Consider the following 25,868-nt stretch of genomic DNA (forward strand, 5'->3'; position numbering starts at 1 on the left):
GAATTCTCACTCCCTTATTTTTATTATTGATGGTGATTAGTATGAAAAAATTATTTACATTGACCGGTGTTTTTGCAGGAATATACTTAGTATTTTTATTTATACTTTTTTCAAGTTCTCTGATTTTCCCTAATACTCAGGGACAGTTGTATGACTGTACGTTAGAAAAAACAATTACTGCAAAAGAATTAAGTGACATATCGAACAAATATAAAATTACAACATTTACAACTGAATATAAAAACACTAGTTTTTTTGAAAAAGACATAACCTTTAATTTTTTTAATAATTCAGATGTCAACAATATTAGATATGGATTGCAAAAAAAAATAATTAGAGCTAATAAAATCCTGTACGAAGAAAATTCAAATGAGGAACTAAAAATACAAAGATTTTGGGCTATAAATAATAATGAAGCTAATTTTAAATTATTTTCTGAAGATTTAAAAGAATATGTTTTACAAAAAGAGGAATTTGAAAGTCATAGAATGAATTTCTCGATTGTTTTTGCGGAAAAAAATATAGAGTTTTTTATATGTGTAATAATGTTTTTGATTTTTTGCGTAAGCATATATTATATATTGCGAAGCAAAGAAATTGCCATATTGAAATTAAATGGATATAATATTTTTGTTATCTCCATGAAGATTTTAGCAAAAGCAGTGCAACAGATTACGATAGGGTATACCATAATAGGATTGGCTTTTATTGTTTATTTAAATTTGCTTGACGGTACTCTGATTGGTGATTTTTTAAGACTTTATATGTATATATTTATATGCTTATTTGTGGCAATGTTAGTTATATGCATAATCGGTGCGGTCTTTATTAAAATATTAAAAATAATACCTGCCTTAAAAAACAATAAAAACAATAAAATTCTTATTATTTTAGTAGTGGCGTTTAAGGTGGCTATAACGGGTATATTTATATTTTCTGCTACTCACTTATGTAATGACTATTTAGACTATAAATTAACCACTGAGGGTTATGAAAGTATAGAAAGTAAAAATTTCAATTATATAAAAACATCAAAAACACCAGACGGAAATCTAATGGAAAATATATTGATTGCTATGGAAAAGAGCAACTTAGAAGATATTTATGATTATTCTAATCCAAGCTATAGTTTAAATGGACATGAGGTATTTAATAACATTAAAAAAAGAGAAGAGATGATTACGAATCCACCTGTGATTAGAATGTCTCATAATATGCTAAAATATGTAAAGATATATTCAGAGGATAATTCTGTTATTGATGTAAACTCTTTTGATAATAGAAAAACAATCATATTACTACCTAATAACTTGAGAAATAGAGCAAACGAAATACTAAAAAAATACGATGATATATCAAATTCAAAAGTTATATATATAAAAGACAAACAAGAACATTTTAATTTTTTAAGACCTAACGAAAAAGTTTATAATGCTATTTATTTATTGAAACCTATAGAAAGAAGTATTTATTTTAATAATGGTAGAGTTGTTTTTGGTAAAGAATCAACAGTTAAAATGGAAAAATATTTACTGAAAATAGGTGCAGATAAAGGAACGGTACAACTTATTAACTTGGAGTCTGAACACAAAAAAATGTTAGATTATATGCAGTTAAAGTTGATAGATAATATTCAGTTGTTTTTTATAAATACATTATCGTTTTTCTTAGCAATTATTGCAGTTGGTATTGTTTACTGCGAGTTTAGAAAAAAAGAGATTGCGATAATGAAAGTATCATCACAAAAACCGCTTAGGGTAATTTCTGTATTATGTAGTGTAAATGTAGCAATTACAACGGTAATAAGTTTGATTTTGAATCCGTTATTATGCACTGTTTGTGGATTGGAAATTGTAATATATATTCTAATCGTTTATTTATATTATTCGAGAAAAGCTGTAAGCGTTTTGAAAGGTGAATAATTTTCACAAGGAGGATTTTATGATTGAGCTTAAAAAAGTATCCAAATCATATGGAGATAAAGTATTATTTAATAATTTTAATTGCAATGTTAAAAAAGGAGAGTTTGTAGGTATTAAAGGTTGCTCAGGTAGTGGTAAATCAACTCTTTTAAATATAATAGGCTTGTTAGAAAACTGTGATAGTGGAGATATTATAATAGATGGTGATAAAGTAGATTATAAAGATAAAAAAAAGGTAAAAAAATTATTAAAAACACATATGGGTTATCTATTTCAAAATTTTGCGTTAATAGATGACTTTACAGTTTTGGAGAATTTATCAATAGGAATTAGTGGTAATAAGAACGAAAAAATCAATAAGATAAAAAAAGTTCTTGGGGATCTAAATTTAGATGTTGATTTAAATAAGAAAATATTCAAACTTTCTGGAGGTGAGCAACAGAGAATTGCAATAGCAAGACTTATATTACAAAATAAGTCTATAATATTAGCGGATGAACCAACTGCATCGGTTGATCCACAGAACAGGGATATAATTTTAGATATATTAAAAAAATTAAATAAAGAAGGAAAAACGATTATTTTAGTTTCACATGATGACTATGTGATAGAACATACAGATAGAGTTATATTCTTATAAATTATATTATAAAAGGACTATGGTAAAATACTTTAGTCCTTTTATAATATTTTAGATTTAGTAACTCGGATTGGAGAGTAAAACTTCCAACCTGAGTTGATTGAAAAATAGAAACGGAGAAAATAAATATGAAAGAATTAGAAAATGTAATGATTAAATTAGAAAAAGTTACAAAGAAAAAAGAGCAGATGGACAATCAAATTAAGCTATTGAAACAGAAAGAAAAGAAGCTTAAAAGAAGTGCAGAAACAAAAAGAAAAGTAAGGAAAGGTGGAGTGTTTGAAGCCTTTGAAAGAGAAATTACAGGTATGCAGGAAGAAACAAATAATGATTTGATCTATGACTTTTTAGACTATATCCTATCAGATAATAGGAATAGAGAAAAACTAAAGGAACTTACAGAAATTTATCTTAGAGACAGAGAAATTCCTGTAGAAGAAATTGAAAATCTTGATGATGAAAATGATAGCTTAGATAATCTAAAAGACGAAAACTTAGATGAAGATTTGGAAGCTGGCTTTTTAGAAAGTTAAGATTAAAAAATAAAGAATAGATAGGTGGCTTTTATGAAAACTAAATGTAAAAATTGATGTAGCAAAGTGGAGAGATTTTTAACACTTTGCTTTTTTATTGATTTTTAATCAAGAAAAAACAAAGTTCACAGGGGTTAAGGGGGAGTAGCCCACTTGAACAAATAAAAATGCTTTAGCGTTTTTGTTTCCTTAGCGGAGCGAATAGCTTTCTACAAGAACGCAAATCACCGAATGTAGTCGGTGTATCTTTGCGCCCTTTGAAAAAGGGAGTAAAGATACTTACTACCATAAAGATTATAAAATATTGAAATTTAATATAGGATAAAGATAAGCAGATAGAAAAATTATTAAAGAAAATCTATCTGCTTTTCTTATGTTGAAGAATAAAAAATAAAAAATGAAAGGAGCGAAAAATAATGGAGATAAAAAGTCTGCATACTCGTGTAGACATAGTATCAAGATCAAAGGGAGCAAGTGTAATAGCAAAAGCAGCATATAATGCAAGGAATAAATTAAAAGATGAATACTATGGAAAAACCCATGACTATTCAAAAAAAGAAGATCTTGTATTTTCAAAAATATTTCTACCAGAACATATACCAAAAGAATTTTCCAACAGAGAGTACCTGTGGAATAGTGTTGAAAAAATAGAGAAAAATAAAAACTCTCAACTTGCAAGAAATCTACTCTTTACAATTCCAAGAGAATTAAATGAACAGGAGAGAATAAAACTTATCAGTGAATTTATTGAAGAAAACTTTACCTCTAAAGGTATGATAGCAGATTGTAATATTCATAATCCTATGGCAAGCGATAATGAAGAACAGCCACACGCCCATATCCTACTTACCCTTAGAGAAATTGACGAACAAGGAAAATGGAAACCTAAAAGCAGAAAAGAATATATCCTTGATGAAAATGGAGAAAAGATAAAGCTAAAAAGCGGTAACTACAAAGCAAGAAAAGTAAACTTAAATGATTGGAATGAACCTGACAAAGCAAAAGAATGGAGAGAAAACTTTTCAAAGAAAGCAAATGAGTATTTAGAAAAAAATAATATAGATAAAAGAATTGATCCACGCACTTTTGAAGAACAAGGTAGAGAAGAACTGCCACAAGTTCATTTAGGGACAGCAAGCTATCAAATGGAGAAAAAAGGTATACAGACAGAAAGAGGAAATCATAACAGAAAAATCATAGCCTTAAATAAAGAGTTCAAAAAATTAAAAGAAGAAATTGCAGAAATAAGCAGTTGGATTTTAAGTTTGATAAATATGGTAAAAGGACTGTTGAAAGGATTTTCTAAAGAAAAACAAGAAGAATATAACCTAACTCCAGACCTTTTTGATGTTTATTCCTATCTTGAAACCTACTATAAAATTCAAAAGGAACTTTCTAAAAATCTAAGTTATGACAGTAGAATGAGAAAAGAACATTTTGACTCTAAAAAATATGTTAATGCCCTATCCTATATGAGCAGCAATAACCTAAAGACAATCATAGATATACAGTGTAAAAAAGATGAAGTATTGACAAAGCTAAAAGAAAATAAGGAAAGCATAGCCGACTGTAATAAGCAAATTAAGAACATAGAAACTATAATCAAACAGGCTAAAATAATGAGAGAACATAAAACTGTCTATGATAGATACAAAGGAGCTGGTAATTCTATCTTCAGTAAAATAGCAGGAACAAGTAAAGAAGAATATTACAATTCCCATAAAGAAGAAATTGATAAATATATTAGAGCAAAATCTATTCTAAAAAAATTAAGTGGAAGTGAAAAGATAGAAACAAAGAAATGGGAGAAAGAAAAAAGAGAGTTGCAGACAGATATAAATCATCTCACTTTTAACCAAAAATTTATAAAAGAGGAAATTACTCAAATAAACCATATCAAATATGTAGTAGGAGAAGTAAATAAAGACTTTGGAATAGTTATAAATATTGAGATAGAAATAGCCTATAAAAAAGCTATTGCAAGAGGAGAAAAACCAAGTGTAAAAATGGCATTAGAAGAATTTCAAAGGCAGATTAAAAAAGAGGATAGGCAAAAAGCATGGGCAAAGAAGTATTACAAGAATAAAGACCATATTCATAAGGAAACTGAAAGATAGAAAAGAGCCTTTATTTTTGGTATAATTATGTCAATTAAAATAAAACTTTGATGATAAAATGAGCTTATTTGCTATAAGCTGTTTATGATAAAAAATTAAAACTCGTACCGCTGGTGCGAGAATTGAGATAAAAAAGCGATTGGAGTTGTAAGAATGGATAAAAAAGATTTAGCTATCATAGGAGATAGTGAATATAAAAAATTACTTTTAGATTTAAAGGAAAAAGTTAGACGCAGTCAATTAAAAGCAGCAGTAAAAGTTAATTATGAGTTACTCGATTTGTATTGGAACTTGGGGAAAGAAATTGTTGAAAAACAAAAGCAATATTCTTGGGGTGATAGTTTTCTAAAATTATTGAGTAGTGATTTAAGAAAAGAATTTCCAGACATGAGAGGATTTTCAGCCGTAAACTTAAAACACATAAGATATTGGTATAACTTTTATAATGATTACCTAATTGGGTTACGAGCTGTAACCCAATTATCGGATATTGAAAGAAGGATAAAAAGTATTCCTTGGGGACATAATCAAAGGATTATGTATAAGTGTAAAGATGTCAAAGAGGCTTTGTTTTATATAGATAAGACTATTGAAAATGGGTGGAGCAGGACGGTTTTGGAACATCAGATTGATGGAGATTTATATAAAAGGGTTGGGAATGCAGTTACTAATTTTGACAATAGATTACCGGCTGTCCAATCTGAATTAGCTAAGCAAACAATAAAAGATCCATACAACTTTGATTTTCTAACAATAAGGGATAAATATGATGAAAGAGAGTTGGAAGAGGCATTAGTAAATCAAATAACTTCTTTTCTTTTGGAACTTGGTACAGGATTTTCTTACATGGGTAGGCAAGTTCATATCAAGGTTGGAGAAAGTGATTTTTATATAGATTTACTTTTCTATCATGTTAAACTACACTCCTATGTTGTAGTAGAATTAAAGACAGAGAAATTTAAGCCGGAATTTGTAGGACAACTCAATTTTTATGTAACAGCTGTAAATAAGAATATGAAATCAAATAGTGATAATCAAACCATAGGAATACTAATTTGCAGAGATAAAGATAATGTAGTCGCTGAATATTCGCTTGAAAATATCTCACAGCCAATAGGAATAAGTAAGTATGAAATTAGCAAACTACTTGAGCAGGAATATAAAAGCAGCTTACCATCTATTGAAGAAATAGAAGAGTCTATAAAAGAATTAGATTCAGAAAAATAAAAAATGAAAATGGCAAATAGTTATTAAATAAATAGCCATATACACTTACAAAGGGCGGTAGAAGTAAAATCTATCGTCTTTTTTATTTGAAGGAAGGACGAAAATATAAGTAAAAACAAAAGATTATTACAGGAATAAGGAAAGATGAAATCCTAAAATAGGACAACATAAAAAACAAAAGCTGATGGAACAAATCGTTCGGTCAGATAAATAAGCTGACGCACTGTTTCAGAGCATAAGGCTGCGTACCCATTTTGAGAACGCAGATAGAAAGATGAGTCCTCGTTTTAGGGACGCATATAGCCTGTGTCATGTTTCATGATGGCAGTTTTATAAGGATGCCCTGTTTTGGGGCGTGCTAACTATAAAGGGTGTCGTAAATCACGACTTCCTTAAAAACTAAGAGGGGGTAACGATTTGTTACACCCTTTTTTAGAAGAAAAGAGAGGAGAAAAAATGGCAGATAAAAGAATGTTTTCACTAAAGATAGTGGATAGTGACTTATTTTTGGATATGCCACTAAGTAGTCAGTGCCTATATTTTCATCTATCAATGAGGGCAGATGATGACGGATTTGTGGATAATCCTAAGAAGATAATAAAAATTATAGGAGCAAATGAAGATGACTTAAAAATCCTAATTACAAAGGGATTTGTAATTGTCTTTGAGAGAGGAATTATAGTCATTACTCATTGGAAGATAAATAACTACATCAGAAATGACAGACGAAAAGAAACTATGTATATTACGGAAAAACAAAGTTTAACACAAACAGAAAACGGAGCATATATAAGGCTTGAAAATCTTGGTATACCAAATGAAAACCAAGTGTCAACCGTTTGTCCGCATAGTATAGGTAAGGGTAGATTAGATAAGGTTAGTATAGATAAGGGGAGCATAGAACAGGCTAGCCCCTTTTCTCTTTACGGAGAATATAAAAATATTCGATTAACTGATGAGGAATACCAAAAGCTAAAGGATAGGCTAAAAGGACATACCGATACGATGATTGAAAAATTATCAAGATATATCAAAGGTTCAGGAAAAGACTACAAAGACCACTATGTAACAATCCTTAATTGGTATGAACAGGACAAAGAGAAACTAACACAGAAAAATATTCAAAATAAAAGTTCTAAAACCTATTCAACCAACTATGAGGACAGCGACAGCCTATAAATATCATATAACAAGGTGGAAAGGTGTTTTTAGAGTATTAAAGCTGAAAGAGGTATCAGAGTATACCCAATATAAAAAATAAGCCTTAAAACGCATTCCACCACTTAAATAAGAACAAGGAGGATGAAAGCTATGAATAACAAAGATACTCAAAATATGATAACTACAAAAATACAAGGTACAGATTTTACCTACAACAAAGAAACTCACTATGAAAAAGACGGACATATCTATTGTAAGACTTGTAATGAAAGAATAGACGGAAAGCCTATTCCAATGTTAGATAAAAAGCTAATGATAATTAGAAATGCTTGTAAATGTGATAGAGATAGAGCAGAGCAAGAAAAATTAAGAGAAAAGCAGATTGAACAGGATAGACTTAGAAAAAACTGCTTTATATCCAAAAATCAAATAGCCTATACCTTTGAAAATGCTGATGAAGATACCGACAAAGAAATCATCAAAAAAACTAAAAACTATGTAAAGCATTTTGAAGAAATGAGAAAGGACAATGTAGGTTTACTCTTATATGGAAATGTAGGAAGTGGTAAGACCTATCTTGCTTGTTCAATAGCAAATGCCATAATCACAGAGTATTCCTATACTGTTAAAATGATAAACTTTGCACAGATACTAAATGATTTACAAAAAGGTGGCTTTAACCTTGATAGAAATGAATATATAGAGCAAATAACAAATCCTACTCTACTAATCCTTGATGATTTTGGAATAGAAAGGAATACAGAATACGCCTTAGAGCAAATCTACAATGTGATAAATGCAAGATACCTAAAGGCAAGACTGACCATTATAACTACAAACCTAAATTTCAAAGACATAGAGAAAGAACAGGAAGATATAATGCTTGGCAGGATTTATTCAAGGATAATAGAAATGTGCTTACCTCTTAGGGTAATAGGACTTGATAGGAGAAAAATACAAAGTAAAGAAAAGCTGAAGAAAGCACAAAACTTAATAGACGAGTAAAGGCGATTGAAAAAGTAGAAATTCTAATCGCTTTTTTTATTTTACAGGAAGGAGAATTTATGAATACCATACAAACAGAAAACACAGACAATAAAAAAACTAAAGTAATTCAAAAAGAAATTGGAAATACAAAATACACTGTAAATATCTTTTGTAAGAAAAATGGAAAAGAGCTGAAAGATAAGATGAAATCAATCATTAAGCAGGAAGTTATAAAAAATAGCGACAATTAATGGTGGAAAAAATTATGAAAAAGGAGTATAATACAAATATCGTAGGTAGGCTTGATAGACAGGAGGAAAATATGTCTATTCAAGCTAACAGAAAAACAGCTCTTTATTGTCGTTTATCAAGAGATGATGAACTTCAAGGAGAAAGCAATTCCATTACAAATCAAAAGAAGATTTTAAGCCAGTTTGCCAAGCAGAGTGGCTTTTTTCAGTGTGAATTTTTCATTGATGACGGCTACTCAGGAACAAATTTTGACAGACCTGAATTTCAAAATATGATAACAAGGGTTGCAAATGGAGAAATAGGAACAGTAATTGTAAAAGACTTGTCCAGATTTGGAAGAAATCATCTTCATGTAGGGATCTATACAACAGAATTTTTTCCGAAGTATAATGTAAGATTTATTGCCATAAATGATAATGTAGATACCTTTACTACCGATATGGAAACAGATATAAGTATTCCAATCAAAAATATTATTAATGAAATCTATGCAGTAGATACCAGTAGAAAAATTAAGGCAGTATATAGGGCAAAGGGACTTGAGGGAAAGCATACAGGAAGCCATGCCATATATGGATATAAAAAAGACCCTGATAACAAGGATAAGTGGATTATTGATGAAGAAGCTGCAAAAGTTGTAAAGAGGATTTACTCTTTAGTTGTAAGTGGACTTGGACCCTATCAGATAGCAGATTTATTATACAAAGAGAAAGTCTATTCTCCATCGTACTATATGGCTATGAATGGCTATGGGAATCGTATCAATAAGGAATTTGACACACCATATCGTTGGTGGGGAACAAGTATTTCGTGTATTGTAAGACGTGAAGAATACTTAGGTCATACTGTAAACTTTAAGACCATCAAGCCAAGCTTTAAGGATAAGAGAAGGTACACCAATAAAAAAGAAAATTGGGCTATTTTTGAAAATACTCATGAAGCGATTATTGACAAAGAAACATGGGAAATTGCCAATTCCCTTTTGAAAACGACAAGAAGGCAGTCGAGAGAGGGAACGGTAAATCCACTAACAGGCAAGCTGTTTTGTGGAGATTGTGGAGAAAAACTATATAATTCAAGAGGGATAAATAGAAAGGGTACAGGACATTACAAAGAAGATGTCAGGTATGATAATTATATATGCTCAACCTATCAGAAACATAGAAATGAATGCTCTGCACATTACATTCGTACAGAAGTTGTTAGAGAGCTTATTTTAGAAGCATTAAAAGATATTAGTAAATACATTGAGGATAATGAGGAAGAATTTAAAAATATCGTTATATCTGCAAGACTTGAAGAAAGAGAGAAAAGTCAAAAGGAAAATATAAAGAAATTAAACGCTGATAAGAATAGATTAGCTGTAATAGATAGGTTATTTGTAAAATTGTATGAGGATAATGCAAGTGGCAGAATAAACGATGAAACCTTTAATAAGATAGCTATCCAGTATACTGATGAACAAAAGATCTTAAATAGTGAAATATTTGAGCTTGAGGAAGTAACAGGAAAGCTACAATCTGTTAGTGATAATACAGAGCAGTTTATTAAGACCATTAAGAACTTTACTGATTTTTCCATACTCACAACCTCAATGATAAATCAATTGATAGATAAAATTGTGATATATCAAAAGGAGAAACTTAAAAGATATAAGTTTACTCAAAGGATAGATATTTACTTTAACTTTATCGGTAAGTTTGAAATAGAAAAGGATGATGAAATAAAGGAAGATACCTATATAGAGGAAAAAGAAGATAAAAAGTATATTCACAAAGACAGCAGATTTTCACCGATAACAGAATATCTGAAAGGGCAAGACAGAGAAATAGAGCTTGATTTTTCAAAGGTGGAAGAACTTATAGGCAGAAAACTTTGCAAATCAGCAAGAACCTATCCAAGCTATTGGTATGCAAGTGAAGATAGACCTATGGGAAATTCTATTTATAATGCAGGATATGATATTGTAAAGTTAGATGTAAAAAAAGAAACAATAAGGCTTATAAACTACGACAAGTAAAATATAGATGAGATTAGAGGTAACTACTAAAAATGGTGGTTACCTCTTTTTTTATTTGTAAATATTTGAAAAACTTTGTTGACAAATATCAACCGACACAGATACCTTTGATTTTTTTAAATATATGATAAAAATGTGGATAGCAGTATGGCTTGTATCTCATGCTTTTGACTTTTCTATGGCAGTATTTGATGTGGCACAGAATTTAATAGGAAAGGCAGCAGGTGTGGCAAATGCTAGTGCAAAAGTTTCTCCAGGTGATATAGCTAATATGGTAGATAGCCTAAAAGGAGAGTCAATAGGAAAATTAATGACTATAGTACTAGAGACATCAATTGTAAAGATGATAATTCAAGGGATATCAATACTAATTACAGTTATTCTATACGGCAGGATGATAGAAATATATATTTATACTTCAGTTTGCGCCATACCTTTTGCCACAATGGGCAATAAAGAATGGGGAAGTATTGGAACAAACTATATAAGAGGGCTCTTCGCACTTGGCTTGCAAGGTTTATTCCTACTTATATGCGTAGGAATTTATGCCGTACTTGTTAAGACTTTAAATATATCAGACATACACAAAAGTATTTTTGAATTACTAGGATACACCTTAATACTTGGTATAACTATGATGAAATCAGGAAGTATTGCAAAATCAATTTTAAATGCTCATTAATAAAAAAGGAGAAGATGATGAAAATTAGAAGAAAAAAGGACAAAAAAATTAATTTTAAAACACTTGGAACAATAGGACTCCCAATACTTTTAATAGGGGGATATATTACAAGAGAAATACAAAATAGAATGATTATAAGAAAAACATCGGAAGTTTTAGATAATAGAGAAGAAACGAATGAAAAAGTCTTAGAAATAGCAGTGAATATGGGAAAATCATTAGAAGATCTGAACAGAGAAGACATATATGGCTTTTACTTAGAGGGTTTAGAATAATGGCTTATGTAAATGTCCCAAAGGACTTAACAAAAGTAAAAACAAAGGTAGCTCTAAATCTAACAAAAAGACAATTAATTGGCTTTACAATTGCAGGTCTAATAGGCTTTCCAGTATATTTAATGGTAAAAAAAGTGCTGCCTAATGACCTATCTATGTTAATTATGATAGGTGTGTCTTTTCCTATAATATTTGCAACTCTTTATGAAAAGGACGGGATCTATTTTGAAAAATATTTAAAGTATATTATAGATAAGAAAAGACAGACAAGTATAAGGATATACAAGACAGAATGTATTTATGATATAAAGAAACAAAGAAAGGAAAGGAGTAAATGAATCAAATACAGAAAAAACAACAGAAAAAATTAAATCAAGAAAAAAGAAATTTAAAAAAACAAAAAGAAGATTTAAAAAGCATTAGTATAAGTCAAAAAAAGATGAAAAAAGCAAATATTTCTAAAGAAAAAGGAAAGCCCAAAAAGAAGCTTTCCTTTTTTGGTGGGAAGAAGAAAAAGAGCGTTCAGGAAACAATCCCTTATTTAAGAATGTTGAGAAATGGAATTTGCCAAGTTGAGAAGAACAAATTTAATAAAATGATACGTTTTTTAGATATTAACTACCAGCTTTCAACAGAAGAAGATAAGGAAAGTATATTTAATGAATTTTCAAGTTTTTTAAACTATTTTGATCCAAGTGTTGATATAGAACTTTCATATATTAATCGCATAGGAAAAAATGAAGAAGTAGAAAAAAACATCAATGTTCCGGATAGAAACGATTCATATAATGAAATACGAAAAGAGTACAGGGAAATGCTAAAAAATCAGAGTCAAAAAGGAAATAATGGACTTACTAAATATATGTATATCACCTTTAGCTTACAAGCACAAGATTTAAAAGAGGCAACTACAAGACTTGAAAGAATGGAAATGGATATATTAAATAACTTTAAGCAGATGGGAGTAAAAGCTTATGTATTAAGTGGATATGAAAGGTTAAAGGTTATTCACGATATCTTAAATCCGAATAAGAATTTTGTTTTTTCCTTTGAAGACCTAAAATATAGTGGACTATCTACTAAGGATTATATAGTACCAGCATCATTTAACTTTTCATCTAATAATCAATTTAAAATTGGAGAATACTTTGGAGAAGTAAACTTTCTGCAAATTCTAGCACCTGAATTATCAGATAGATTATTATCAGAATTTTTAGGAGTTGAAGAAAATATGATTGTAACATTTCATATAAATTCCATTGATCAAACAGAAGCTATAAAGATGATTAAAAGAAAAATAACGGACTTGGATAAAATGAAAATTGAAGAAAATAAGAAGGCTATAAGATCAGGATATGATATTGATATTCTTCCAAGCGATTTAATTACCTATGGTAATGATGCTAAGAAACTATTGGTAGAACTTCAAAATCATAATGAGAGAATGTTTGTCATAACTATTTTGTTTACAAATATGGAAAAAAGTAGAAAGAAATTGAGTAATATAATCTTTCAACTAAATTCAATAGCAGGTAGGCATAATTGTGTATTGAAAAATCTTAACTATAGACAGGAACAAGGACTAATTTCCTCCCTACCACTTGGAAAAAATGAAATCGAAATAAAAAGAGGACTTACAACTAGCTCTACAGCAGTCTTTATTCCTTTTACAACAGAAGAGTTGTGCTTAGAAGGAGAGAGCTTATACTACGGCTTAAATGCTTTAAGTCGTAACATCATTATGACAGATAGAAAGCTTTTAAAGAATCCAAACGGTTTAATACTTGGAACGCCTGGTAGTGGTAAATCTTTTTCGGCTAAAAGAGAAATTACCAATGCTTTTTTAATCACACAAGATGACATCATTATATGTGATCCGGAAGGGGAGTATGGAAATTTAACTAAGGCACTAGGTGGAGAAGTTATAAAAATATCGCCAACAAGTAAGGATTATATAAACCCGTTGGATATAAATGTAGACTATGCCGATGAAGACAATCCCTTATCTTTAAAGTCTGACTTTATTCTTTCACTGTTTGAACTTGTAGTAGGAAAGGAAGGATTAAGTGCAGAAGAAACTTCAGTAATTGATAGATGTCTTCCGATATTATATAAGGATTACTTCGACAATCCCATTCCTGAAAATATGCCAATTTTAGAAGATTTATATAATTTACTTTTAAAACAAGAAGAAAATGTAGGGAAAAAATTAGCGGTAGAAATGGAAATTTATGTCAAAGGCAGCCTCAATGTATTTAACCATAGGACTAATGTAGATACAGGAAATAGAATTCTTTGTTATGACATTAAGGAATTAGGAAAGCAACTTAGAAAAATAGGTATGTTAATTGTTCAAGATCAAGTGTGGAATAGAGTAACTATTAATAGAAATAAGAAGGAAACCAGATATTACTGTGACGAATTCCATTTGCTTTTAAGAGAAGAACAAACAGCCTCATATTCCATAGAAATTTGGAAGAGATTTAGAAAATGGGGAGGGATTCCAACAGGATTAACACAAAATGTAAAGGACCTTTTAGCCAGTCCTGAAATAGAAAATATATTTGATAACACTGATTTTATCTTAATGCTTAATCAAGCTAGTGGTGATAGGGAAATTTTAGCTAACAAGTTAAATATATCTCTTTATCAGTTATCCTACGTCACAAATTCCAATGAGGGAGAGGGATTACTATTTTATGGAAACACAATAGTACCTTTTGTAGATAGCTTTCCTAAAGATACAAAATTGTATAAGTTAATGACAACTAAACCAGAAGAATTAAAGGAAGGGATAGAAATTGATAGACATAGAGAAGTTAAAAACTAATTATATTATTAATTTAGATGCAATTTCTGCTCTAAAGGAATTTCCAGATAAAACATTTGATTGCTGTATTACATCTCCTCCATATTATGGACTTAGAGATTATAAATCAGAAGGACAAATTGGAAGAGAAGAAAGTCCGGAGGAATATTTAAATAAATTAATTGAAGTCTTTAGAGAAGTAAAAAGAGTATTAAAAAAAGAAGGAACACTTTGGGTAGTTATTGGAGATTCTTATGCAGGGACAAGAAGCAAAAAAGAATATAAAGATCCTAAAAACATAGAAGGAAGAAGTGGTCAAAAAGAGTCTATTACAGAAAAACTCAGTGGCTACAAGGCAAAAGACTTAATGGGGATACCTTGGCAACTAGCTTTAAAATTAAGAGAGGACGGTTGGTATTTGCGAAGCGATATTATTTGGCATAAGGAAAATGCCATGCCTGAGTCTTGTAGAGATAGACCATCAAGGTCTTATGAACATATCTTCCTACTATCAAAAGCAAGAAAGTATTTCTATAACTTTGACGCTATGAAAGAACCAATAAAAGAAATAAGCAAGAAAAGATATATGAGGGCAAGAGGAAAAAACAATAAGTATTTACAAGAAGGTACAGGAGCTAAAATACAGAGCATAAATGAAGCAAGAGAGTATGGAGAATATATAGGAGATAATGTCCCTGAGTTTAGAAACAATAGAGATATTTGGACTATTAACACCAGTGCATTTAAAGGAAAACACTATGCGGTATTTCCACCAAAACTGGTAGAACTTTGTATAAAAGCAGGATGTCCTAAAAAAGGCTTGATTCTTGATCCCTTTATGGGTTCAGGAACTGTTGGAATGGTAGCTATTAGGATGGACAGAGAATATATTGGAATTGACATAAACAAAGACTACTGTCAAATAGCTAAAGAAAGGATAGAGAAAAATATGAAATAGGAGGTATATATGAAAAAGAAAGGGAAAGTAAACCCAAGAGATGTACCAAAGACCAAACTTATATCAGAAAAGAAAGAAGAAAGCAATGAAAAATTCAGTAGTACAGAGAGAACATCAGATTTTTCAAAAAAAGAAATTAATAAAGTAAAAAGCAGGAATAACATAGACAATAATGATGAAAACTCTAAGTATTATTCATCTCATTTGCAAGAAAATAGTCAGGATTTACTCAACGAAAAAGATAAGTCAAATAGAGGAAGAAGACAAAGAAAAAACCATGAGGAAAAATTTTCAGAAACTTTCTATCATAATGAATATCAGCCAGAATATTCGCAACAGCAGCATAGAAAAATGGAAGAAAATGAGGAAAGTAGATATGGTGAATATTACGGGCAAGAAACAGAATACAGGCTAAGTAACTTTAAAGAAGATTTTAATGATAGACCAAATTCAACTAGCTCTAATTTAAAAAGTAGCACTTCTCCCCAAAAAAATTACAAGGGGAATAGTAATTTAAAATGGAAGAAAAACGTTGAGAGTGAAAGTTTTAATGATGTGCCAGAGAAAAAAATAAGGAGATTTAGAAAAGAAGATAAGAATTTTAATAGAGAGGTAAGTTCAACATATGATCCATTATCACAGGACTCAGATAATGATGGTGTCATAGATCACTATGACATGAACTTTAGTGATAGCAATGTATCCTATAGGGATACAAGAGATGACTATAAGTATTTACCATCTTCTGATGTGCAAAGAAAAAATTGGGATGGTTATTCTATTCTTGGTAAGAAAGGGAAAGAAAGCTTTCAAAAAAATACCTTAAAAAAACTTTATCAATCTCAAAGGCAGTTTAAGGATAAAGGGGAAAAAGTAGAATTAAAATCTTTAAATGGGAAGTTTAGAAGAAAAGGTCTATCATATAAGGCAAATGAAGAAGATAAAAAAATAATTCAAGACCTGAATACTAATAAAAAACAAAATAGCAAATATTTCAAAGGCAAAGTTAGAAATTTAGAAGAAAAAAATATGCTAATGGGTAGGGTTTCTAGTGGGAAATTTAGACAGGATAGCCTATCTGAAGGATTTAAAAGTGAATCTGAAAAAAATAAAGATAAATATAATATAAATAAAAAGAATCAAGAAAAAATAGGCACGAAAAAAGAAATCTTCAAACAGGAAAAAAACGTAATAAAAAATGAGAATCTTGAAGTAGATGAACTTGATTTAAATCATAGTGGAATTTCTAATAAAAACAAGGTAAAGAAAAGACAAATAAAAGACGCTTTTGATAATACTATAAAGAAAAGCAACTTTGATCCAAAGAAAGAATACACCAGGACAAAAAAAGAAGTACAGGATTCTAAAAATGTATCTGAAAAAAATAAGGTAGATACAAAAAATAAAACTAAATTCCATTCTAAAAAAGATAACAAAAGTGAAAAAGATAAGTTTTATAAAAAGGAAGATAAAATATCAAAACTATATGAGAAAAAGAATAAAAAGGAAAAAGAGTTAATTAAGGATAAGAAAAAGTCAAAAAAAGCGGGTTTAGAAAAACCTATTACTTTTGCGAGTGCTATGACGGCAAACTATCTATATAGTGGGAAAGATGATAATGCAGGCGTTAACGCTGCTTATAAGCTTAGTAGAACTACCGAAGTTGTAGGTAGAGAAATTAGCCATTTTAGAAGAAAAAAACCTTTAAAAACTCAAAGAAAAATAAAATCTTTAGAAGGGAAAATTTATAAGAAAGAAAGTAAACTCCTCTTTCAAAGAAATTTTGAAGAATTGAAGAAGACTAAAGCTTATCAAAACTCTAATAAATTGAATCGATTTTTTATGAAAAAGAAGTTTCAGAGAGATTTTAGGAAGAAACACGGGGAAGGTTTAGTAAATAGAATAAAGAAATCTTTCGCTAATATTGGAAAGAAAACATTGGAAGTTTTAAAAAACAAAGGATATAAGCAAATTTTAATTGCCCTTTGTATTTTAGGACTTTTTTTTATGCTATTTCAAGGAATTAGCAATGTTGGCAGTCTTACTTCAGGATTAACAAGTAATGTTATAGCTACAAGCTATCTATCAAAAGAAGAAGTTTTAATGGATATTAATAATGAATTTACAAGTTATGAATATTCATTACAAGATGAAATAGATAGTATTAAAGAAAATTATCCAAATTATGATGAATATCATATAAAAGGAGATTCTGTTGGTCATGATCTACACGAGCTTTTTAGCTATTTAACAGCAAGATATGGAGAGATTAAGTCAGCTGAAGAGATACAAAAGGAATTAAAAAAACTATTTAATCAAATGTATGAGAAAAAATATACTTCAAAGTCTATTACAAAATATGACAGTGAAGGAAATCCATATACCTATAGAATTCTAACATTAACTATAAAAAAGAAAAGTATTGATGAAATAGCAAGAGAAGAATTTGCAAACTATGAAACAAATATGGCTCATTATTTAGCATTACTTGATAGTCAGGGAAATATGAGTGGATATTTTGGATCAAGCTATGGGAACTTGGGAGAGATTATAGACAATCCAAACTTTGGAAATCCTGGTCTTGCTTTTGATTCAGCTACTGCCAAAGCCTTATTTAATGAAGCAGAAAAACATATAGGCAAAAGATATGTGTTTGGAGCAAGTGGACCATCTAACTTTGACTGTTCAGGTTTTGTATGTTGGTCATTTACAAAGTCTGGTGTAAAGAGAATGCCAAGAACTACAGCTTGGCTTATTTATAAAAACTATTGTAATCCAATATCTCCAAGCGAGGCAAAACCTGGGGATATTATTTTCTTTAAAGGCACATATAATTCGGGTACGCCAATTTCTCACGTAGGGATATATGCCGGAAATGGAATGATGCTCCATGCAGGAGATCCTATCCAATATACCAGTATAAACTCAAGGTATTGGAAAAATCACTTTTATTCCTTTGGTAGACCAAAATAAGGGGAAGGAGTAAAAATCTATGAATAAAAAATTAATCAGAAACATAGAAAAACAGAAGAATTTAAGAAAGAAAAAAGAAGAAATTGAAATAGAACTTCAGTTATTAGTAGAGGAACAAGAAGAAATAGAAAATTTAGAGGTCATCAAGGAATTTCGAAGTCGAAAAATATCTCTTGATGAATTTTTATTTATTGTTAGAAAAAATAAGGAAGAAGAAAATAGAGAAAGACAAGAACTTAAAAGAAAAGATACAAATGAAAGTGAGGAAAATTTATGAAAAAAATAACCAGTGGAATTTTAGCTGTGATAATGCTACTTGTAAGTCTAGTGAATATAGTGGCTGTAAGTCCTGTATATGCAAGTACAGATTATAAGGTAGAGTGGACGGAAGATGATTTTATGTATTCCTCTGAGGGAAATATAATTGCCTTTAGTGATAAAGGCTTAGAAAAGAAAGAAAAGACAAATGTTCTAGTATTTCCTGAAGGAACGAAATCTATAAATGGAAATTATTCTTTAAGTCATTCAAACGATGAACTTAGATATAAAAGAGAATTTGGACGTGGCAAACATTGGGATAAAGTAATTATTCCTGATTCTGTTAAGCATTTAGGTTATGCTGCCTTTTACGATGCAAGTATAGACGAGGTAAAACTATCAAATAGTCTAACTTATCTTGGTGGTTTAGCATTTTTCAATTGTGGACTTAGAGAAGTGACTTTACCTAATACTTTGGTAAATATTGAACATAATGCTTTTGAAAGAAATAACCTCCAAGAAATAACTATACCGAAGTCTGTGAAGACAATTGAACAGTATGCTTTTTCAAGAAATAAATTGCACACTATAAAAGTTTTAGGCAATCCAAATATTAACAGTAAGGGAGTATTCCATAATCAAGAAGTTGAATATAGACCAAAACAAAATCCATTTTACGAAAATCATTTTGGTTTCAACGGAAATCAAGGATTCAAATCTATTCCTAATGGATTGAGGTATGAAAATGGAGAGTTTGTCTTTGATAAGAATGTAGATAGTATAGAACTTGAATTTGATTATAACAATGATATGTATCAAGGAAAGATGACTATATACAATCCAAATAAATATTCCATTGATACTCAAACAGATTTGACAGGACAAGATATTGATGAAAAGGACAATAAGATTGATGATTTAACAAAAAACATTAAGGACTTAGAAAATCAAATTAAAGAATTAAATGAAAAGAAACAAGAAGACCAATCAAAGATAGATGAATTAAAGGAAAAGTTAGAATCTTGCAAAGATAATGGAGAGAAACTAAAACAAGAAAAAGCTAAGCTAGAAGAAGAGATTAGAGATAAAGATAATAAGATTGATCAATTGGAAAAAGAAATTGAGGATCTTAAAAATTCTAATAATGATGAACTAATAGCAGAAATTACTCAGCTTAAAGATGAATTAAAAAGGTTACAAGATGAAAATGCAAAACTAAAAGAAGATTATTCATCTACAAAATGGGAGTTAGAAGCTGAGAAAGAAAAGACCGATAAAAACGAAAATAAAATCAAAGAAATGCAAGAAAAGCTCGAGTCTTTAGAAGAAGAACTTGCAAAGAAAACTAAAGAAATTGAGGATAAAGATAATAAAATTAAGGACTTAGAAAAAGCTCTTGATGAAAAAGATAATAAGATAAAAGAATTAGAGTCTAAAAAGAAAGAAACAGAAAATTCTAAGTCAGAATGCTGCAAGAAAATTGAAGAGCTTCAAAAGGCTATTGATAGCTTAAAAGAATCTTCTGAAAATACAAAAAAAGAATTAGAAGATAAGATTAAAGGATTAGAAGAAAAGCAAAAAGCTTCTGAAGAAGAAATTAAAAAGCTAAAAGAAGATTTAGATAAGAAAATTGAAGAAGAAAAGAAGTTAATCGAGGAAGCAAATAAAAAAGCTAAAGAAGAACTTGAAAAACAAAATAAAGATGAAAAAGAAAAAAATCTAAACCAAGACCTATCTAAGAAATTAGATGAACTTCTAAAACTTCAAAAAGAAAACAAAGAGAAGAAAGAAGATAAGAAATCTCAAGATAAGAAGTGGGACGAAATTTTGAAAGCTGATGATAAGAACATCCTAAATCAATTTGATCCTAACAAGATGAAAAAGCAAGAGGAACAACAGGACAAAAAACAAGTTAAAGATGAAAAAGAATTTGCAGTTTTTCAAGTAGACAAAAACTTTTATAACATTATAAAAGATGGAAAGAAAACTACTGTGTATATGGATGTAAAAGCATATATTAAGGATAATCGCATTATGCTACCTGTTAGATATGCAGCCTATACTCTTGGGTTTAATGTAGAATATGATGATAGTAAGAGAGAGGCTATCTTTTCAAATAAAGAAAATACAGCCTTACCTAAAAAAACTCTAAGATTAAATATAGATACTGGTGTTATGAAAGATAGTCAAGGAAACATTTATCATTCTGACACTAAACCTGTAATTATAAATGGAAGAATTCACGCATCTATTTCCAATATAGCTAAAGCTTTTAATTCAAGCTGTGGGGATATAAGAGATGAAAAAGATCAAAGTATAGAATGGGATAATAGCAGAAAGGCAGTTTATGTCTTTAAGAATATAAAGTAAGAAAAGGAGATAACTATGAAGAAAAAAAGATTAGGGGTAGCCTTAGTGCTACTCCTTTTACTATTAAGTATGCCAAGCATATCCATAGCTAAGAGCAATGATAATGAAATAAAAAATCAGTCAAATGATATTTATTTGCCAGAAAAAAGTAAAGAATTAGAAAGCTTATTTGATGAAGATATATATGAACCATCCAATGAGAGTCAAAAAATTCCTTATCAGGAAGTGCCGAAAATACAAGAAAATAACATAAAAAATGAGCAAGTAGATAAAAAAGAAAAGCCATCTAAACTTGTTAAAGGTAGCAATACTAAAGCAATTAATCCATTAGCTACAAAAGAAAATAAGGCAAGAGGAACAGTAATAGAAAATGTAGATAAAAATGGACAGGATATTACACCGAAAGTAGAAGATCAAACATCAAGAGATGAAAAAAAGGAAAATCCAATAGATGTTAGACAATTTTTAACCTTTCAAACAAAGAGTGGAAAAACTATGCACCTCATTGTAGATCATTCGGAAAATCAAGAAAATGTACAATTACTAACAGAAGTTGGAGAACAAGATCTACTAAATATGATTGAAGGAGAAAGTGAAGTAAAGCCAAAAGAAGAAGTAGTGAAAAAAGAAGAACCGGTGGAGGAAAAACCGAAGAAAGAGGAGAAAGAAGAAAAGAAATCAGGGATAGGACTTTATTTATTTATGGGTTTAATTATTGTTGGTGTAATGGGTGCAGGATATTACTTCAAAATCTATAAAAAAAATGAAGAGGCAAGTTTTGAAGAGGAGCAAGATTATAATGAATTAGAAGATGATTATGAATCTGAAGGGGAGGATTATGATCTTGAAGATAAGGAAGATACAGAAATTATTCCAGATGAAGATGAATTTTAATCTTCTCAATGATTTAAACAGTAGATTAAGTACAACAATAAACTCAATTATCGTATAAATTTATAAACATACGATAGAAAAGTACAATTAGAATTCTGGAACTTTAATAAAAAACGATGAACAAAACGACAGCGCAAACTTAATATATAAGGGAAGCTAAGTTGAAATGATTGATTGTATAATTAAGAATTTGATGATATGAAATTTCTTGATAATTTTTGAAACAAATTGGGATAGAAATTCAAAGCCTTGTTGCAAATGCACTTATAAAAATATATAATATAAGTGTAAACACAACAAGGGGATGAATATAATGAATTATAGAAAGCAAATTGAAATACATCTAAAAAAATCAGGTGGCATTATAACATCTGCTTATTGCAGAGAAAATAACATACCTACAGTATATTTAAGTAGACTAGCAAAAGAAGGAAAATTGTTTAGAGTTCAAAAAGGAATATATATTATTGAAGATGGTGATTACGATGAGTACTATTTTTTCCAATATCAGTATAAAAAGGCGATATTTTCCTATGAGACAGCTTTGTTTCTACTTGGGGTAACGGACAAAATTCCATGGAGAATAGATGTTACAGTATACAATGGATATAAATTTAATGAGAAACAAGATACACTTAATATCAATTATGTAAAGAAATCTATTTATAATCTAGGAATTATACAGAAAAAGACAATGTTTGGAAACATTGTGAATGTTTACTCCTACGAAAGAATACTTTGTGATTTTATTTCCAACAAAGAAAAAATGGATACTGAAGTTTATGTAAAACTCATTCGTTACTATTTTAAATATAAGGATAAGGATATACATTCTCTATATGAAATAGCAAGAAAAATGGGAATAGAAGATAAAGTAAGGGAAGTTATGGAGGTGGTATATGAATAAAGCAAAGTTAACCGCCATTTGTCATAATATAAGCAAAGAATCAGGACTCCCATTTAATTCAGTAATGTTATATTATTTTTTGGAAAGCATATTAAAAAAATTAGCACAGAGTAAGTATCATGAAAAATTTATTTTTAAAGGAGGTTTTCTTTTATCTAATGTAGTAGGCATAGATTCAAGAAGTACAGTAGATATAGATCTTCTTTTAAGAAATATGCATTTATCAGAAGAAAATGTATTAAAAATAATACAAGAATTACTAGAAGCAAGTCATTTAGATGATATATCCTATAAAGTACATGGAATAAGTACAATCAAGGAAGATGACCAGTATGGAGGGTTTCGTGTAAGTATACTTTGTAGGATGGAGAATATAAGACAAATTGTACCTCTTGATATTGCAACAGGTGATGTTATCACACCACATCCCATAGATTATAAATATATAAGTGCTTTTGGGCAAGAAGATATTTTAATTAAAGCCTATCCTATTGAAACAATTGTGGCAGAAAAAATTCAAACAATATACTCTAGGGGGTTTTTAAATAGTAGAAGTAAGGATTACTATGATCTTTATATAATTTATAAATTAAAAGATAAAGAAATTGATACCAAGGTATTAAAAGAAGCATGTATTAGAACCTTTGATTATAGAAAAACGGAATTTGATATAGATAAAATCATCAGTTTAATGAGAATGTTAAAAACAGATCAAGCTTTTTTAGACAGATGGAATTCTTATTCGAAGAAAAATCTTTATGCTAGAGACATAAAGTTTGAAGATGTAATAGATAATGGAATAAATATTATAGAAAAAATAAAAAATCGGTAGAGCTATAAAAAGATGAGGGATTGAAAATTTAATCTCTCATTTTTTTATTAAAAAATTAAAGGAGGAAAAATGAAATTAGTAATCGCAGAAAAACCAAGTGTTGCAGCATCAATAGCAAAAGTTATAGGAGCAAAAAATAGAAATAATGGATATTATGAGGGGAATGGATACATTGTTTCATGGTGTGTTGGGCATTTAGTACAAATGGCAAATCCTGATGTGTATGATGAAAGATATAAGAAGTGGAGAATTGAAGATTTACCTATTATCCCAAAAGAATACAAGTATGAGGTAACGAAGACAACTAAAAAACAGTTTAATATTCTTAAAAGACTAATGAATAGTAATGAAGTTGACACCATTATTAATGCTTGTGATGCTGGTAGAGAAGGAGAAGCTATCTTTAGACTTGTATATATGATGGCAAATTGTAAGAAGAAAATGAAACGTCTTTGGATTTCCTCAATGGAAGACTCTTCCATAAAAGAAGGATTTAGCAACTTAAAAGATGGAAGTAATTATGATAATCTTTTTGATTCAGCTAAGGCTCGTGCCATAGCTGATTGGCTTGTTGGAATGAACATAAGTAGACTTTACTCCTGTCTATATAATGAAAATTATAGTGTAGGCAGAGTACAAACACCAACTTTATCAATGATTGTGAATAGAGATGATGAGATAAATAGTTTTAAAAAAGAAAAATATTATACAGTGGAGATTTCCATGAATGGATTTACACTTTCGACAGATAGAATTGATGACAAGATAGTGGCAGAGCAGCTTAAAAATTTAATCGGAGAAAAAATTGAAATAACCGATGTAATTAAAAAAGAAAAGATTACAAAGCCTAATCTGCCCTTTGACCTAACAACACTTCAAAGAGAATGTAATAAGTATTTTGGATACAGTGCAAAACAAACCCTAGATTATGCCCAAAGCCTGTATGAAAAGAAGTATATTACCTATCCACGAACAGATTCAAGATATTTGACAGTAGACATGATAGAAAGCACTGTAAATAATATTATAGGAAAAAATGATTTTGACACAGAAAGAATTAAGGTAGTTTTTAATTCTGAAAAAGTTACAGATCATCATGCAATAATTCCAACGATAAGTTCATTAAATAAGGATATTTCAAATCTCCCGGAAAGCGAAGCCAAAGTATATAGACTTATAACAAATAAACTCTATGCAAGTTTTGGATATCCACTTGTAGAAAATACAACAAAGATAGTGGCTGAATTTGACGGGTTTGAATTTATAAACACTTATAAAATAATTGCAGAAGAAGGGTTTACAAAATATTTAGAAGAATATACATCAAAGAAGAAAGAAGATATACAACTTCCTGATGTAAAAATAGGAGATTTTTTATATATTGAAAATAAAGATATAAAAGAGAAGTATACAAATCCACCTAAACACTTCACTGAAGACACACTCTTAAAAGCAATGGAAATAGCTGGAAATGATGAATTAGTTAAGGATGTTGAAATTGAAAGAAAAGGACTTGGTACTCCTGCTACAAGAGCGGGAATAATAGAAAATTTGATATACAAAGGTTATATAAAAAGAGAAAAGAAAAACCTAATATCAACTAGGAAGGGATTAAACCTAGTTACTATAGTTATAGATGAGTTTAAATCTCCAAAGACAACAGCAAAATGGGAAATGAGATTAAGTGATATAGCAAAGGGTAAGGAAAATAAAGAGAATTTTTTAAAAGAAATTGAAGAAGAAATAAAAAATACTATAGGTAAATATTATAAGTAAATTGATTATAAAAAATTGAATACGGTTATAGGAATGAAGAAAGGAGTGATTTATGAAAGAAATAGGGTATAATATAAGTGATAAAAGAGTAGGCATTAGGAAATTTACTTATTTGATATTACTATGAATATATGTTATACTCTTATCAGATAAAGATGGTGTCCCACTACCGTTAAAGGTGGAGCATTAAAGAAGGTGTCTCACTACCTATATCCCAAAGGTGAAGCATTAAAGCAAGCAGAGAGGATTAAACCTCTCTGTTTTTTTAGGAGAAA

At 29.5% G+C, this 25,868-nt stretch carries 21 protein-coding genes; all 21 read left to right on the plus strand.

Annotated elements, in window-relative coordinates:
* Positions 1-41: 41 nt before the first annotated feature.
* On the plus strand, positions 42-1,922 hold the full coding sequence (locus BN3004_RS03820; RefSeq protein WP_058259932.1) for a hypothetical protein: 1,881 nt from the start codon (positions 42-44) through the stop codon (positions 1,920-1,922).
* A 19-nt stretch (positions 1,923-1,941) separates the two neighbouring features.
* Positions 1,942-2,562 (plus strand): ATP-binding cassette domain-containing protein, encoded by a 621-nt coding sequence (locus tag BN3004_RS03825; RefSeq protein WP_058259933.1) that lies wholly within the window; start codon positions 1,942-1,944, stop codon positions 2,560-2,562.
* A 149-nt stretch (positions 2,563-2,711) separates the two neighbouring features.
* Positions 2,712-3,095 carry a hypothetical protein gene (locus tag BN3004_RS03830; RefSeq protein WP_432416303.1) on the plus strand — a complete coding sequence of 128 codons (384 nt, stop codon included), beginning with the start codon at positions 2,712-2,714 and terminating at the stop codon, positions 3,093-3,095.
* 416 nt (positions 3,096-3,511) lie between these two features.
* Complete coding sequence (gene mobQ / locus BN3004_RS03835) at positions 3,512-5,212, plus strand: MobQ family relaxase (RefSeq protein WP_058259935.1); 1,701 nt, start codon at positions 3,512-3,514, stop codon at positions 5,210-5,212.
* Between the two features lie 153 nt (positions 5,213-5,365).
* Positions 5,366-6,439, plus strand: coding sequence for a PDDEXK nuclease domain-containing protein (locus BN3004_RS03840; RefSeq protein WP_058259936.1), 1,074 nt, complete (start codon positions 5,366-5,368; stop codon positions 6,437-6,439).
* 456 nt (positions 6,440-6,895) lie between these two features.
* Positions 6,896-7,618, plus strand: a complete 723-nt coding sequence (locus BN3004_RS03845; RefSeq protein WP_058260673.1) for a hypothetical protein — start codon at positions 6,896-6,898, stop codon at positions 7,616-7,618.
* A 132-nt stretch (positions 7,619-7,750) separates the two neighbouring features.
* A complete protein-coding gene (locus BN3004_RS03850; protein WP_082244073.1) occupies positions 7,751-8,605 on the plus strand; it encodes an ATP-binding protein in 855 nt (284 codons plus the stop codon).
* Positions 8,606-8,664: 59 nt separating this feature from the next.
* Positions 8,665-8,838, plus strand: a complete 174-nt coding sequence (locus tag BN3004_RS08355; protein WP_155995276.1) for a hypothetical protein — start codon at positions 8,665-8,667, stop codon at positions 8,836-8,838.
* A 14-nt stretch (positions 8,839-8,852) separates the two neighbouring features.
* Complete coding sequence (locus tag BN3004_RS03855; protein ID WP_180339358.1) at positions 8,853-10,859, plus strand: recombinase family protein; 2,007 nt, start codon at positions 8,853-8,855, stop codon at positions 10,857-10,859.
* An 85-nt stretch (positions 10,860-10,944) separates the two neighbouring features.
* Positions 10,945-11,541 carry a VirB6/TrbL-like conjugal transfer protein, CD1112 family gene (locus BN3004_RS03860; protein ID WP_489884272.1) on the plus strand — a complete coding sequence of 199 codons (597 nt, stop codon included), beginning with the start codon at positions 10,945-10,947 and terminating at the stop codon, positions 11,539-11,541.
* A gap of 17 nt (positions 11,542-11,558) precedes the next feature.
* Complete coding sequence (locus tag BN3004_RS03865) at positions 11,559-11,816, plus strand: hypothetical protein (protein ID WP_050198402.1); 258 nt, start codon at positions 11,559-11,561, stop codon at positions 11,814-11,816.
* On the plus strand, positions 11,816-12,154 hold the full coding sequence (locus BN3004_RS03870) for a PrgI family protein (RefSeq protein WP_002838958.1): 339 nt from the start codon (positions 11,816-11,818) through the stop codon (positions 12,152-12,154). Before BN3004_RS03865 ends, BN3004_RS03870 begins: the two co-directional genes overlap by 1 nt.
* A gap of 101 nt (positions 12,155-12,255) precedes the next feature.
* Positions 12,256-14,646 carry a VirB4-like conjugal transfer ATPase, CD1110 family gene (locus tag BN3004_RS03875; RefSeq protein ID WP_432416308.1) on the plus strand — a complete coding sequence of 797 codons (2,391 nt, stop codon included), beginning with the start codon at positions 12,256-12,258 and terminating at the stop codon, positions 14,644-14,646.
* A complete protein-coding gene (locus tag BN3004_RS03880) occupies positions 14,627-15,583 on the plus strand; it encodes a DNA-methyltransferase (RefSeq protein WP_432416309.1) in 957 nt (318 codons plus the stop codon). The genes BN3004_RS03875 and BN3004_RS03880 overlap by 20 nt, the downstream gene beginning before the upstream one ends.
* Positions 15,584-15,592: 9 nt before the next feature.
* Positions 15,593-18,556: a C40 family peptidase gene (locus BN3004_RS03885; protein WP_058259939.1), complete on the plus strand. Its 2,964-nt coding sequence runs from the start codon at positions 15,593-15,595 to the stop codon at positions 18,554-18,556.
* A 19-nt stretch (positions 18,557-18,575) separates the two neighbouring features.
* Positions 18,576-18,833 carry a hypothetical protein gene (locus tag BN3004_RS03890; RefSeq protein ID WP_001035536.1) on the plus strand — a complete coding sequence of 86 codons (258 nt, stop codon included), beginning with the start codon at positions 18,576-18,578 and terminating at the stop codon, positions 18,831-18,833.
* Positions 18,830-21,184: a leucine-rich repeat protein gene (locus BN3004_RS03895; protein WP_058259940.1), complete on the plus strand. Its 2,355-nt coding sequence runs from the start codon at positions 18,830-18,832 to the stop codon at positions 21,182-21,184. The genes BN3004_RS03890 and BN3004_RS03895 overlap by 4 nt, the downstream gene beginning before the upstream one ends.
* A gap of 15 nt (positions 21,185-21,199) precedes the next feature.
* Positions 21,200-22,078, plus strand: a complete 879-nt coding sequence (locus tag BN3004_RS03900; protein ID WP_058259941.1) for a CD1107 family mobile element protein — start codon at positions 21,200-21,202, stop codon at positions 22,076-22,078.
* Positions 22,079-22,391: 313 nt separating this feature from the next.
* The gene (locus BN3004_RS03905) at positions 22,392-22,985 is read left to right on the plus strand and encodes a type IV toxin-antitoxin system AbiEi family antitoxin domain-containing protein (protein WP_058259942.1); all 594 of its coding nucleotides are present in this window, start codon (positions 22,392-22,394) and stop codon (positions 22,983-22,985) included.
* Positions 22,978-23,817: a nucleotidyl transferase AbiEii/AbiGii toxin family protein gene (locus tag BN3004_RS03910; RefSeq protein WP_058259943.1), complete on the plus strand. Its 840-nt coding sequence runs from the start codon at positions 22,978-22,980 to the stop codon at positions 23,815-23,817. The genes BN3004_RS03905 and BN3004_RS03910 overlap by 8 nt, the downstream gene beginning before the upstream one ends.
* 69 nt (positions 23,818-23,886) lie before the next feature.
* Positions 23,887-25,593, plus strand: coding sequence for a DNA topoisomerase 3 (locus BN3004_RS03915; protein WP_019117159.1), 1,707 nt, complete (start codon positions 23,887-23,889; stop codon positions 25,591-25,593).
* Positions 25,594-25,868 lie beyond the last annotated feature (275 nt).

Origin of the sequence: Fenollaria timonensis (assembly GCF_001457835.1) — a bacterium.
In the GTDB taxonomy this organism is placed as follows: Bacteria; Bacillota; Clostridia; order Tissierellales; family Peptoniphilaceae; genus Fenollaria; species Fenollaria timonensis.